We start from the raw sequence: 13,580 nt of genomic DNA on the forward strand, positions 1-13,580 counted from the left end.
CACTGCTCTGACATGCTCCCCATTGATTATGAAACATTTCTGTAAGTGATTTCATTATAATGTTCCTTACTGTGTATACAACGCAGTCCTCTCATTGCTGCTCTTAACAGACGCTGTTCGGCGTACAGCTCCGCGTTGTATCAGGAGCAGACGTTGCAGGCTTCAGTCTGTGCTAATCAACGGGGAATCGGTCACAATCACAGACTATATATTTTTAGGGTCTACCACTTGGCGCAATAAGCAAGCGCTGCAAATTGCACTCCGCATTAATTATTGAACGATGTTTGAATAGCCAATTGTAAAAATCAATGCATTATAGCCCAGTAAATGATGTGAAAATAATTGTGCCATTATAAGGGGTTTTTGGGTTGACCGTTACCTCACAAACGGAAGAACGTAATCAAAATACTCTAATCGAGCAGTCCGAAACACTTTCCAGTGCCTGGCATTAGCAGGTTCATCACGCTTGTTAGTATGAGTTAAAATAAGGCGTCTCTTTGCTCGCGAAACACCGACAAAAAAAGCGCAGCGATTGTCTTCTTCATTACCAAAGAAAATCTCATTTTCTACAGCCATGATTACAACCGAATCAAACTCTAATCCTTTGCTTTTATGGATAGTCAAAATTCGTACAGCTTGATCATCAGTAAATCTTTTTAGTGCTAGCGGTAAATCAGATTCGATTTCTAAAAAATCTTTGATACGTGCTTTTGCATCGCGAATAACCTGTTTCAGACGCTCATGGGACTCATAATCTGACGATAATGCGACAAGCGTCTGGAAACCTACGTGCTTTAAGAAAGCGCGGCCAAATTTCCACCATTCAGAAAAGGGAGTGTCCGTTTTTTTTGCATCAGACACCTCCTTTCGATGCTTTCTTATCAGTTGATCTAAATCTTTTCGCGCGCTGGTCTGAGTTTCTTCATCAGCAAAGGGAAGCAGCTGATTCATCAGGCGAATCCATGCTTTAGGTTCACGCTGTCCAAATAGACAAGACAGGTAATCAACGATTAAACGAGCCACGGGCTCGACCGTGATATCCTGTACTTGCTGCTCATTTCGATAGGGAATTCCCCGTTGCTCTAGCTCTCTGAAGAGGTGGTCAGCATACAAATCTGGTTGCTTAGAAATCAGGACTGCAATTTCAGCCGGAGGTAGTTTCTCTGTGTTTATCCAGCCATTAATCAGCTCAGCCAGATAAATAGCTTCTGTTTGGCTATCTGCAAATTCCCATGCAAAAACCTCCCCTTCGTCACCCTCAATTTGCTCATCAGGCATTACGGAGTCAGGATCTAACTTACGAATAATTTCGTTCTGAACACGCAGCAATGTTGGTTTTGAACGGAAGTTGCGATACATGTTGAGCGGTACCGCATTAAAATCCTTAGTGAAAGACTTGAAAATACCGTCCAGAGCACCTGCCCAGCCCATAATTTTCTGCTTTGTGTCACCGACTGCAGTCAGTCGAATTCTGGTCCCCCGGAAAGCGAGCTTTACAAGGTCATATTGTAAATTTGTGCAGTCCTGAAATTCATCAAGAAAAATATCACTATAAGTTTGCCGGATTGCATTTCGGGCTATTTTTGAGGTTTGCAATATCTTAATCGCATAGGGAACCATTTCGCTGTATTCTATTTCATTATGAGATGGCTTGTTTTTTTTGTCTACAACGGCGTAACCAGCATTTAGGGCATATTTCCCCGTGAGTATCGGTCTGAAGCGATCAATAATCCGCTTGGCAAATCCGTGGAAAGTATAACTGTCAAAGCGTGAAGCCAGATCCCGCCCACACCTACGTTCTACGCGCTCTTTGAGGTTTTTGCTGGCATCAACCTTAAATGAGATCGCCAAAATCCTTTTGGGGTATCGACACGTTCCTGTTCGCAAAAGGAAATCAGCACGCTGTGCGAGCATTTCCGTCTTTCCCGCGCCCGGTCCGGCAGTTAGTGCCAGACAACGTTTACGCGCTTTCGCAGCACGTTTCGCATTAGGTTCCAGCGTCAATCCATCTGCAGGCTGCCATTCTTCTACAGTAATCATTCTGGAAGTTCCATGAGTTTAGCAATAACAGCATTAGCCAGCCTTTCCAGTGAATCCGGCATGCTCTTAAGCAGATCAGCATCATTTAGCTGAGTTAACGCCTCAATATGTGCTGCAGGTTTGCTGCCAAGCTTGAAACGTTGGTGATAGGTATTAAAAAGCGCTAATTCATCATTACTGTACTGAGATGGCTCGTAATGACTTTTCCCAAGAACAGCTTTAAGGGTTGCCTCGTCGGGCTTCTCTTCGTGAACGTCATAGGCTTTTGGATATGCAAGTAACATCGAAAAGTCTAAATCCATCGGATAGGAAAAAAATATGCCCCGCTCTTCAAGCATGCCGAGATAATTTTCGGAGTTCCGAATTTTCTGTTTTCCATCATTCCATTTTGGAATTACGCAATCATCGGGGAGTTTTTTACGCCGTTGACGTTTGGAAAGCTGGTCATTTACATACCTAATTCTTCCCCACCCTGCCGCATAGCGCGCAACATCAAGATCAAGCAGTGTAAAATAAGGGATCTTTAATGCTGCAAGCAAGCGCCAGAAATGGTTTACATGCCGCCCACCCAAAGGCGCTATCGTGATAGCTGACTCATCAACGGGTGCACCCTTGGCCTGAAGCAAGCGTGGCAACACAATCTCTTCGCTATCCCCTTCGCCAAGCACTACCAGCCGTGAAAAATAGATTTCCGGAAATGCCTGCACGGCTTCCCGCACGAACTTATGTGCCTCATCAGTTTCATCAGGCAATTTAATACAAGTGACGCGCGTCTCTCGTGACTCAGTCAGTCGAAGATAGCGTATGAGCTCAGGACCTACTCGGCGCAGCATTGTGGGTGCATGCGTCGCAATGAGAGCTTGCGCATCCAGGTTTTTTGTCATGACATTCAGGGAGCTTACAATGCGTCCCAGGTAATGTGGAGAAAGGCTGTTTTCTGGCTCCTCAAGGGCTACCAATGTGAAGACAGGAGGACGCAATTTATCGGGATCAAATGATACATCTTCTTCAGCAAGAACAGCTCTGCCAATAGCTTGAGACGATAGGACAAGAGAAAGGTAAAGCATGGATTTTTGGCCATCGCTCAGCCGTGAGAAATCGACAAATGAGCCATCGTGACTTGGGGTAAAGGAAACTGACAGATGCCTTAACAGCGATTCAATTTCTGATGCGACAAAAGTAATTTTAGGGTCAGCAAAAAATTTACCTTTATGCAGCGTTGCCCATGTTGCCTTTAAACTCTCACTGAAAGCATTCACTGAGGGGTTTGCAGCAAGACTTTCACTTACTTGATCGGTCAGCCCTTTAATTGTTTCGCGCTCAGCGTCCCAACGTACAGCGCGAAGTAAACGCCCGAGTAATGCATTCGCACCGTAGGTAATATGGTCAGCGGGATCGCGTCTGGCAGGCAGATAGTGTACCTGGATATGATTACGTTCAGCGCGTGGAACTTTAGCGACATTCAGAGGCAAGTCATCCCCATCAACTTCATGGACATATACCAAAGTTTCTTCAATATCGCCATCCAGCCCCATAGTCGCCGAAAGGCGAAAACGCACGCGCGGAACCCCATCTGGCTCGTCCAGTCGCATATGACTAAAGTGGGGAGCTACGGTACTGTTGTCCTCTTCCTCTGCCAGTTCGGGAAACAGAAAATCAGCTTCTATCCACAGCTGGCGCTCAAGCGGAACCTCCTCCTCATTAAAGGGGACGTGGAAATCTGAACGCTGGATCCGCCTTAAGGCGGGGTCAAATGCAAACAGTCGACATAAAGCCTGAAGAACTGCAGTTTTACCTGAGCCATTAGGACCAATGATATATGTTATATCTTCTAGGCTCAGTTCGGTTGGTTCATGTCCAAACGACTGAAAACCAGATAAACAAATTGTTTCAAGCTTCATGCGCCTCCCTACATAAAGTAATTAAATCTCTAAGTTAATTACTTAATCCACTCACCATCTAACAGTGGCATTATGTTAAACCCAGACATAAACATGATAATTACAGAAAATTCTTATTCCTTATGCTTAATTATTTTTTAACATTTTTAATGAAAACATTAAAGTCATTTTTGTTAATCCAGTCATTCGGTAATCTCGCTTTCCACAGCAGAACTGACACTTGAGGCTAGAGCAGAACGCAAATAGACCGCAGCTAAGGGGAAGTGAGTGCTGAAATTAAGCAAAGCGACTCTTGCATAAGGTCGCCAGGGTGGCAGAGAAAAAAGGATATGTAACCGGGCCCCTTACTACCAAGCTCAGGTGACCTGCTCCGACTGACTCAAGCCACCTTGATGTAAGCATGCATTCCGAACTTCCGCTTCTCGCTCAAAGCTGCCTGTCAATGTAGCTGGGCCCTGGATGCATTTTTTGTTGGAGATGACCAAGTAAAATGCAAACGGGTAGCCAAATGAATGCAAATACCCAAATGGGCGACTAAAAGTGTTTGTATGTATGCTTTTTTAATAACATCCTTTCGACCCATTCTTGCAGACAGTGAACTGGACTGACAACCTCGGTAACTAGAAACCATCAAAGTAGTAATATTGCTCAAAAGACAAGACAGGCAGGAGCTACAAGGTAATACATGCTGTTAGCATATCCTTGCATTGAGCCACAAACGACCACACTGTAAATGCCACAATTTTGCCACACGTACAACGCGCAAAAATGCACATTAGTGTTAATAAAAGCAAAGCAATGCAACAGTAACCAGATGATTTTATGAGAAAAGATGGTGCCGATAATAGGAGTCGAACCTACGACCTTCGCATTACGAATGCGCTGCTCTACCAACTGAGCTATATCGGCTTTCAGGAGGGATACTGCGGTCACTACGTTAAAAAAAACCTGACGCGGAGTCAAGCGCCTGCGGACTAAATGATGACTTTATAATCAACAGGTAACGCTCGCCCCGTTTTTTGCCTGCTCTGCTTTTCTTACTCTCTTCTGGCCTGTCTGGCGGTTCGCGGTCTGCTCGTCCTTCCGCGTTACTTCCGCCCTTCCAACAGCATGCGCATCGCCAGGCCGGTTAACACCGTGCCCATCAGCCAGCGCTGAAGCTTTTGCCACGTTGGGCGCCGTGCCAGAAAGCCAGCAATACTGCCAGCGGCAAAGATAAGTGAGCCATTAACCAGCATACTGATTGCGATTTGGGTAAAGCCAAGCTGCAAAGACTGGGACAATACGTCGCCCTGCTCCGGTCGGATAAACTGCGGCAACAGCGTGAGGTAAATAACTGCCGCTTTAGGATTTAACAGGTTGGTCAGCAAGCCCATAGTAAACAGCTTACGGGTGCTGTCGGGCGGCAGGTCGCGCAGCGCAAAAGGTGATTTACCGCCAAAAACCGCCTGCCAGGCCATATAGAGCAGATAGCAGGCACCCGCAATGCGCAGCGCCTCATAAGCCAGCGGCACCGCCATAACCAGCGCGGTGATCCCCAGCGCGGCGCAAACCATATAGAAAATAAAACCGAGCGCCACGCCGCTCAGCGAAACAAAGCCCGCTCGGCGGCCCTGGCACAGGGAACGGGAAAGCAGATAGATCATATTCGGGCCTGGCGTCAGCACCAGCCCAAAAGCGATAGCCGCGAAGGGAAGCAGTTGGGAAAACGTAATCATCAGAACCTTCCTTTTCAGTTCAGTTACTTATCTCCCTGTGGAATGTAAGCCACTTCCCTGTGGCCCACGCAATCAGCTGCGCACGGTGTCGTTGCCGAAAACTACCCATTTGTAGGTGGTCAGCGCCTCCAGCCCCATCGGGCCGCGCGCGTGCAGCTTCTGGGTGCTGACCGCCACTTCCGCGCCCAGGCCAAACTGCCCGCCATCGGTAAAGCGCGTGCTGGCGTTAACGTATACCGCAGAGGAATCAACCTCGTTAACAAAACGCTCTGCGTTCACAATGCTGCGCGTGAGGATCGCGTCGGAGTGCTGCGTGCCATATTCACGGATATGCGCGACAGCCTCGTCCAGTCCGTCCACCAGCTTCACGTTGAGATCCAATGCCAGCCATTCATCGCGATACTGTTCTTCCGTCACCGCGCTGACCACCGCCGGGCCTTGTTGCAGCAGCGGCAGCGAGCGCGGATCGGCGTGCAGATTAATACCTTCATCCTGCATACGCGCGCTTAGCGCAGGCAGGAACGCCTCGGCTATCGCCGTATGCACCAGCAGCGTCTCTACGGAATTACAGGCGCTGGGACGCTGTTTTTTGGCGTTAACGATCACGTTTAACGCCGCCGCAGCGTCCGCGTTACTATCGACAAAAATATGGCAAACGCCGATCCCGCCGGTGATCACCGGAATGGTCGACTGCTCGCGGCACAGCTTGTGCAGGCCAGCGCCGCCGCGCGGGATCAGCATATCGACATAGCGATCCAGCTTCAGCAGCTGGTTGACCAGCTCGCGATCCGGGCTTTCAATCGCCTGTACCGCGCCCGCCGGTAAGCCGTGCTCCTTCAGCGCATCCTGGATCACGCGCACGGTCGCGCCATTGGTGCGATAAGTCTCTTTACCGCCGCGCAGGATCGCCGCATTGCCCGTTTTCAGGCACAGCGAGGCGACATCCACCGTCACGTTCGGACGCGCTTCATAAATCACGCCCACCACGCCCAGCGGCACGCGCCGACGTTCAATACGCAGCCCGCTGTCCAGCACGCCGCCGTCCATCACTACGCCGACCGGATCGGCCAGATGGCACACCTGACGCACGTCGTTCGCAATCCCTTGCAGCCTGGCAGGATTAAGCATCAGGCGATCCAACAGCGCCTCGCTCAGGCCGTTTTTGCGGGCGTCCGCCAGGTCAAGCTCGTTAGCGGCCAGGATGTCCGCGCTCTGCGCTTCCAGACGATCCGCAATGGTCATCAGGACCTGATTTTTTTGTGCGGTAGAGAGCACCGCCAGCTGGTAAGAAGCGGCTTTCGCGGCTTTACCCATTTCTTCAAGCATCTGCTGCTCCTTAACTGACGATCATATCGTCACGGTGAACCGCGACCGGGCCATATTCGTAGCCTAAAATTTCGCTGATTTGCTGGGAATGGTGCCCGGCTATCATCCGCATCGCATCGCTGTTATAGCGGCAGACGCCGTGCGCCACATCGCGCCCTTGCAGGCTGCGAATGCGGATCACCTCGCCGCGCGAGAAGTTGCCGCTGATTTCACGGATACCTTTTGGCAGCAGCGAGCTGCCGCGTTCCAGCATGGCGGCCAGCGCGCCGTCGTCGATGGTGATCTCGCCCGCCGGCGGCGCGCCGAAGATCCAGCGCTTGCGGTTCTCCAGCGGCGTTTGCAGCGCGTGGAAGCGGGTGCCGACCGGCTTGCCGTCGATCGTATCGCCAATCACGCCCGCGCGGCTGCCGGCGGCGATAATGGTATCGATACCGGCGCGGCAGGCCACGTCGGCAGCCTGAAGCTTGGTCGCCATACCGCCGGTTCCCAGGCCGGAGACGCTGCCGCCCGCCAGCTCGCGCAGCGCATCGTCAATACCGTGCACGTCGTGGATCAGCTCCGCCTGCGGATTATTGCGCGGATCGGCGGTAAACAGGCCGGCCTGATCGGTCAGCAGCAGCAGCTTGTCGGCCCCGGCCAGCATCGCAGCAAGCGCGGACAGGTTATCGTTGTCGCCGACTTTAATCTCTGCCGTCGCCACCGCGTCGTTTTCATTGATAACCGGCACGATATGGTTATCCAGCAAGGCCCGCAGCGTATCGCGCGCGTTCAGAAAGCGCTCGCGATCTTCCAGGTCGGCACGCGTCAGCAGCATCTGGCCGATATGAATGCCGTAGATGGAAAAGAGCTGCTCCCACAGCTGGATCAACCGGCTCTGCCCCACCGCAGCCAGCAGCTGCTTTGAGGCGATGGTCGGCGGCAGTTCCGGGTAGCCCAGGTGCTCACGTCCGGCGGCCATTGCGCCTGAGGTAACGATCACAATCCGGTGGCCTGCCGCGTGCTGCTGCGCGCACTGACGCACCAGTTCGACAATATGTGCCCGGTTCAGCCGACGCGATCCGCCGGTTAATACGCTGGTCCCCAGTTTAACGACCAGGGTCTGGCTGCTGCTCATTGTTTCCTGCCATAGCTTTAAAAAGGTGAAGAAGACGTTTTATCAGGTGTGGTGCCGGAAGCCAACAGCCGCCGCCCGAAAAGGCGTAAAAACACGGTGCAAGCCGCTAGTCCAGAAACGGGGAATTAACAAGAAGTGAGAATAAATGTAATAAAAGTTTCATCTCCTCAGGGTAAAACGTTCGTGCCCCGAACAACGTCATCGGGCCATTTAAAATTTTACTCATTTGGGAATAACAACAAAATGAAGAAAAGCGCACTGGCAATCCTGACCGCCGCTCTGGCTATGACCACGGCAGCCCAGGCCGCAGAAATTTATAATAAAGACGGTAATAAACTCGATTTCTACGGCAAGCTGAAAGCCATGCATTATTTAAGCGACGCGGACAGCAATGACGGCGACAAATCTTACGTACGTATTGGGTTTAAAGGCCAGACGCAGATTAACGACCTGATGTCAGGCTACGGCCAGTGGGAATATCACGTGCCGTTGAACAACGCGGAAAGCGACGGCACCACCGGCACCAAAACGCGTTTAGGCTTCGCCGGTCTGAAATTCGGCGACTACGGATCCATCGACTATGGCCGTAACTACGGCCTGATTTACGACGTGGAAGCCTATACCGATATGATGCCGGAATTTGGCGCCACCGCGTATACCAAAGCTGATAACTATATGCTGACCCGTACCAACGGCGTGGCGACTTACCGCAACACCAACTTTTTTGGTCTGGTCGACGGCCTGAAGTTCGCCTTGCAGTATCAGGGCAAAAATGAGAGCAGCAGCCGCTCTAACGCCACGTCCAACGGCGACGGCATGGCGGCGTCGGTAGCCTATACGCTGATGCAGGGCCTGACGATTAATGGCGCTATCTCTTCTTCCGACCGCACCAACGGTCAGCAGGCCAGCGTTTACGGTCGCGGCGACAAGGCGGATGCCTGGGCGACCGGCCTGAAGTATGACAACAACAGCGTTTACCTGGCCGCCACCTACGCCGAAACGCGCAATATGTCGCCCATCAGCGGCACGGCACGCATTAATGACGCCAACGTTGCCGTTAACGGTTACGCTAACTATCTGCAAAATATCGAGCTGGTGGCGCAGTATCAGTTTGATAACGGCTTCCGCCCTTCTCTGGCCTATGTGCAAACCAAAGCGAAAGATATTGAGAACGGCGTGGGCGATGCGGATATTTATAAATTTGCGGACGTGGGCGCGACTTACTACTTCAATAAAAATATGTCCGCGTTTGTGGATTACAAAATCAACCTGCTGGATGACGATAATAAGCTGGCGCAGAATACCGACGATATCGTTGCGGTAGGCGTAACTTACCAGTTCTGATTTAAATGTGAGCCGCACGGATGCGGTTGTTGTGCCCCTCGTTATGTGTCTGTAAGCAAAGGCTGGCAATCGCCAGCCTTTTTTTATGGGTGCGCAGACAAAAGCGCAGGGAGCAATTAAGCGCAGCCCTGCGTTTTTTTATGCGGTCAGCTTTACCGGCTCGTCAGCGAAATCCGCAGCGGGTTTCAGACCCAGCTCCAGCTCTTCCAGCAGCGCTTTCAGGCGCACGTGGAAATTACGCAGCGTCTCTTCCAGGCGTTCGTTGTTTTCCTTTCCTTTAATTGCCGAAGGCTTCCAGTTGCCCTCTTTATCGAACAGGCCGAAGTGATACTCATAGGTGAAGTGATCTTCCTGTGCTTCCAGCTCCATCCACCAGCCCCAGAACTCACGCAGTTCCGGCGCAGGTTTCACATTGACGCAAACGGCCAGACAGTCGAAGAAGAAGCGCTCATCCACACATTTGGCCTCGCGGATATAAGGTCCTAATGTGCCGAAACGCTTCATTAAGCGGCTTTTGGGATGCCCACTCGGTAACGCCATTGTTAAAACTCCTTTGTTGAGCCCGTTAGTTTTCGCTAAGCGTTAATATTTAGCCACTCAGCGTGTTAATCGTTTAGCTAACCAGTCAACAATATCACGTAATGCTTTATCAAAGTTGCTCAATACAGGCGAAAGTGCGATTGGCATCAGCTTACCGTCGAGCGAGGAATTCACGATCAGCTTTGATTCCTCCGCCGGGCTGAAAGGATCGTTCGGCCAGTAAGCGGACAGCATCGGCGTTGGGCAGCGGCGGCCCAGCAGCCCCTGGGTTTTCAGCGAGTAGCGGCTCAGCTCGACCCGCAGCGCGGAATCGGCGGCCGATGCCATGCCCAGCCGGCTGGCCAACACGTCCATATACATTTCGGGAATGCTGTCCTGCAACGCGCTATCGCACAGCAGGCTGTGTACCACCGGCCCCAGACAGGCCACGGCGCGCAGTCGAGGCGCTTCCAGCCAGGCCAGCCGCACGGCAATGTTGCCGCCAAAGCGATAGCCGAAAGCGGCCACGCGGGTATGATCGACCCAGGCAACGTTTTCCAGCTGTTTTAACACCTGCTGGTGCAGAAAACTGGAATCCTGCGTCAGCTTCCATTTTGCAGAGAAGCCGACCGAAGGCATGTCGATGGTCAGCATTGCGATGCCACGCGGCGCAAGGTAGTCGTGGAAAAGGCGATAGTGATCGGTTTGCAGTGAATCCAGGCTGCTGCACAGCAGCACCGTAGGATAAGGCGCGCGGGCTTTTTCCGGCATATGCAAAAAGCCAAAAATGGAACTGCCGCCGGGAATGGTGAACTCCAGCTCTTTCAGCTCGCCCGGCAGTCTTGAGGTGGCCTCTTCATAGGCACGATTCGCCAGCTGCTGCGCCTGATCGGCCAGCTCATCGCCTTTCAGATGCGGATAGCCCGCTACGCCGTACAGGTTAGCAGCGTGCAGCCAGCACTGGCCCGCTTCGGCATCGGTAGCCGCCGAGGCGGCTTTATCCTGCCAGCGCGCGGCCTGCTGCGACCATTCGTAGATCCAGTTGCCGCCGCGATAGCCAATCACCGTATCCAGCAGCTGTTCATCAGTGTGGTCGGCGCGGCTGCTGGCTATCCTGGCCAGCACTTCGCCAATCTCCAGCGGCGACAGTCCCCGCCACGTCCAGAGCAGACGATTAACCATCCGATACCAGCCTGCATGGCTGTCGCCTTCCAGCGCGGAATGCAGCGGCAGCGGCTTGTGATGATGCAGGCGCCGGATCAGGGAGGAGGTTTCAGGATGCTTAAAGCGGGGTTTAAAGAGTTCTTCGCTGAGATTTTTAGGCGACATAGTACGATCCTTCGACATACGGAGAATCGTCTTAGTCTATAGCAGCCTGGCGGCTGATGCGAACCGTAAAACGCGCAACGCCCGGCGGAACCGGGCGTTTTGATTGAGCTAAATCAACCTTTTACGATTGGCGGGATATACACCACGCCCATATCCCACGGCTGTTCAATCCAGGTATTCTGTGGAATATCCACGACATAGTCGTCCACCAGCGGACGACCGGCCGGTTTGGCGAAAATAGTCACGAAACGCGCTTTTGGATACATATCGCGGATCGCCTGAGCGGTGCCGCCGGTATCGACCAAATCGTCAATCACGATAAAGCCTTCGCCGTCGCCTTCCGCGCGCTTCAGCACGTGCATTTCACGTTGGTTGTCGTGATCGTAGCTGGAGATGCACACGGTATCGACATAGCGGATGCAGAGTTCGCGAGCCAGCAGCGAAGCGGGCACCAGGCCACCGCGGCTGACCGCAATAATGCCTTTCCACTGTTCGACAGGAAGCAGGCGCTGGGCCAGTTTACGGGCATGGATTTGCAGCATGTCCCAGGTGACGACGTATTTTTCACTCATAAAAGGAGTCCCGGCCGATAATAACGGCTTAAAAATGTACAATGGGATGGGTTGCGCGGAATTATAGAGATCTGAGCCGCTAAAAACCAGCACAGGATAGCCCGGAAGGTGCTTTTTTGCCGAAGCGAACTAAGCATGCCTCTGGAAACAATGATATTCTTTGGGTTTGCTGCGTCAGATACTGACAAACCCTATCACAAATGCTCACTATCCCGCGCGCCGCTGGCCGGGGATGTCGACACAGGAGATTTAACGTGTCCGAACTTTCTCAACTGTCACCACAGCCGCTGTGGGATATCTTCGCCAAAATCTGTTCAATCCCGCATCCTTCTTATCATGAGGAAGAGTTGGCTAACTATGTGCTGAGCTGGGCTGGCGAGCAGGGTTTTGTCACCTTTCGCGACGAAGTGGGCAATATTCTGATCCGCAAGCCGGCCACCAAAGGGCTGGAGCACCTCAAGCCGGTCGCGCTGCAGGCGCATCTGGATATGGTGCCGCAGAAAAACAACGACACCACCCACGATTTCACCAAAGATCCAATTCAGCCATGGGTTGATGGCGAATGGGTCAAGGCGCGCGGTACCACGCTGGGCGCCGATAACGGCATCGGCATGGCGTCCGCGCTGGCGGTGCTGGCGGATAAAACCGTCGAGCACGGCCCGCTGGAAGTGCTGCTGACCATGACCGAAGAGACCGGCATGGTCGGCGCTTTCGGTCTGCAACCGGGCTGGCTGCAGGCGGATATCCTGATCAATACCGACTCGGAAGAGGAAGGCGAGATCTATATGGGCTGCGCGGGCGGCATTGATTTTACCACCACGCTGCCGCTGAGCCGCGAAGCGGTGCCGGCCGGTTACGAGCATATCCAGCTGATCCTGAAAGGCCTGAAGGGCGGCCACTCCGGTGCGGATATTCATCTGGGCCTGGGCAACGCCAACAAACTGCTGGCCCGTTTCCTGTTCGCACACGCCAAAGCGCTGGATCTGCGCCTGGTGGATTTCACCGGCGGCACGCTGCGTAACGCTATCCCGCGTGAGGCGATGGCGACGCTGGCCGTTCCGGCCGACAAGCTCGACCAGCTAAAAGGCATGGCGCTGCACTATCTGGAAACCCTGCGCAACGAGCTGGGTCTGAAAGAGAAAAACATCAATATCGTGGTGGAAAATATCGCCGCTAACGACCAGGCGCTGTCCACCATCAGCCGCGACGCCTTTATTGCGCTGCTGAACAGCACGCCAAACGGCGTGATCCGCAACTCCGACGTGATGAAAGGCGTGGTGGAAACCTCGCTGAACGTCGGCGTGGTGTCGATTAAGGATGACGAAGCACGTATCAACTGCCTGGTGCGCTCGCTGATCGACAGCGGCAAAGATTACCTGGTGGAAACGCTGACGGCGCTGGGCGATCTGGCGGGTGCGAAAACCGTGGCGAAAGGCAGCTATCCAGGGTGGCAGCCCGATGCCTCTTCGCCGGTGATGGCGCTGGTGGAAGAAACCTACAAAAAGCTGTTTAACAAAGCGCCGAATATCCAGGTGATCCACGCGGGTCTGGAGTGCGGCCTGTTTAAAAAGCCGTACCCGGATATGGATATGGTTTCTATTGGCCCCACCATCACCGGCCCACACTCGCCGGATGAGCAGGTGCATATCGGCAGCGTCGGCCTTTACTGGCAGCTGCTGACCGCGCTGTTGAAGGCGATCCCGGCTAAATAAAACAG

Annotated in this window: 10 protein-coding genes and 1 tRNA gene; 2 read left to right on the forward strand and 9 right to left on the reverse strand. The window is 52.8% G+C overall.

From position 1 onward, the window contains the following. Positions 1-375 precede the first annotated feature (375 nt). The 6 genes from QCD69_RS05815 to proB form a co-directional block, all read right to left on the reverse strand. Positions 376-2,040 carry a UvrD-helicase domain-containing protein gene (locus QCD69_RS05815; protein WP_301251339.1) on the reverse strand — a complete coding sequence of 555 codons (1,665 nt, stop codon included), beginning with the start codon at positions 2,038-2,040 and terminating at the stop codon, positions 376-378. Continuing rightward, complete coding sequence (locus QCD69_RS05820; protein ID WP_301251341.1) at positions 2,037-3,941, reverse strand: ATP-dependent nuclease; 1,905 nt, start codon at positions 3,939-3,941, stop codon at positions 2,037-2,039. Before QCD69_RS05820 ends, QCD69_RS05815 begins: the two co-directional genes overlap by 4 nt. Before the next feature lie 833 nt (positions 3,942-4,774). After that, positions 4,775-4,850 (reverse strand) — tRNA-Thr (locus tag QCD69_RS05825). Between the two features lie 179 nt (positions 4,851-5,029). Next, on the reverse strand, positions 5,030-5,659 hold the full coding sequence (locus QCD69_RS05830) for a LysE family translocator (protein ID WP_253455156.1): 630 nt from the start codon (positions 5,657-5,659) through the stop codon (positions 5,030-5,032). Between the two features lie 72 nt (positions 5,660-5,731). Next, positions 5,732-6,985: a glutamate-5-semialdehyde dehydrogenase gene (gene proA / locus QCD69_RS05835; RefSeq protein WP_301251343.1), complete on the reverse strand. Its 1,254-nt coding sequence runs from the start codon at positions 6,983-6,985 to the stop codon at positions 5,732-5,734. 10 nt (positions 6,986-6,995) lie between these two features. Continuing rightward, on the reverse strand, positions 6,996-8,099 hold the full coding sequence (proB, locus tag QCD69_RS05840) for a glutamate 5-kinase (RefSeq protein WP_301251344.1): 1,104 nt from the start codon (positions 8,097-8,099) through the stop codon (positions 6,996-6,998). A gap of 243 nt (positions 8,100-8,342) precedes the next feature. Here proB and QCD69_RS05845 point away from each other — a divergent pair, with 243 nt between their 5' ends. Further along, entirely contained in the window at positions 8,343-9,443 is a 1,101-nt protein-coding gene (locus QCD69_RS05845; RefSeq protein WP_253455160.1) for a porin, read from the forward strand. Between the two features lie 138 nt (positions 9,444-9,581). Here the strand turns inward: QCD69_RS05845 and crl are convergent, their stop codons facing one another. The 3 genes from crl to gpt form a co-directional block, all read right to left on the reverse strand. After that, positions 9,582-9,983, reverse strand: a complete 402-nt coding sequence (gene crl, locus QCD69_RS05850; protein WP_125289119.1) for a sigma factor-binding protein Crl — start codon at positions 9,981-9,983, stop codon at positions 9,582-9,584. A gap of 57 nt (positions 9,984-10,040) precedes the next feature. Beyond that, positions 10,041-11,291, reverse strand: coding sequence for an esterase FrsA (gene frsA / locus QCD69_RS05855; RefSeq protein WP_253455162.1), 1,251 nt, complete (start codon positions 11,289-11,291; stop codon positions 10,041-10,043). 113 nt (positions 11,292-11,404) lie between these two features. Then, positions 11,405-11,863, reverse strand: a complete 459-nt coding sequence (gpt, locus tag QCD69_RS05860; RefSeq protein ID WP_125289117.1) for a xanthine phosphoribosyltransferase — start codon at positions 11,861-11,863, stop codon at positions 11,405-11,407. 254 nt (positions 11,864-12,117) lie between these two features. Between gpt and pepD the strand changes: the two genes are divergently transcribed. Continuing rightward, entirely contained in the window at positions 12,118-13,575 is a 1,458-nt protein-coding gene (gene pepD / locus QCD69_RS05865; protein ID WP_253455163.1) for a beta-Ala-His dipeptidase, read from the forward strand. Positions 13,576-13,580: the final 5 nt, after the last annotated feature.

This window comes from Erwinia sp. PsM31 (assembly GCF_030433775.1).
GTDB lineage: Bacteria > Pseudomonadota > Gammaproteobacteria > Enterobacterales > Enterobacteriaceae > Erwinia > Erwinia aeris.

Bases quoted from the DNA above. Each gene is read 5' to 3' on its own strand.
- QCD69_RS05830 (WP_253455156.1), bottom strand. From the start codon at position 5,659: ATGATTACGTTTTCCCAACTGCTTCCCTTCGCGGCTATCGCTTTTGGG.
- proA (WP_301251343.1), bottom strand. From the start codon at position 6,985: ATGCTTGAAGAAATGGGTAAAGCCGCGAAAGCCGCTTCTTACCAGCTG.
- QCD69_RS05845 (WP_253455160.1), top strand. From the start codon at position 8,343: ATGAAGAAAAGCGCACTGGCAATCCTGACCGCCGCTCTGGCTATGACC.
- crl (WP_125289119.1), bottom strand. From the start codon at position 9,983: ATGGCGTTACCGAGTGGGCATCCCAAAAGCCGCTTAATGAAGCGTTTC.
- frsA (WP_253455162.1), bottom strand. From the start codon at position 11,291: ATGTCGCCTAAAAATCTCAGCGAAGAACTCTTTAAACCCCGCTTTAAG.
- QCD69_RS05815 (WP_301251339.1), bottom strand. From the start codon at position 2,040: ATGATTACTGTAGAAGAATGGCAGCCTGCAGATGGATTGACGCTGGAA.
- QCD69_RS05820 (WP_301251341.1), bottom strand. From the start codon at position 3,941: ATGAAGCTTGAAACAATTTGTTTATCTGGTTTTCAGTCGTTTGGACAT.
- gpt (WP_125289117.1), bottom strand. From the start codon at position 11,863: ATGAGTGAAAAATACGTCGTCACCTGGGACATGCTGCAAATCCATGCC.
- proB (WP_301251344.1), bottom strand. From the start codon at position 8,099: ATGAGCAGCAGCCAGACCCTGGTCGTTAAACTGGGGACCAGCGTATTA.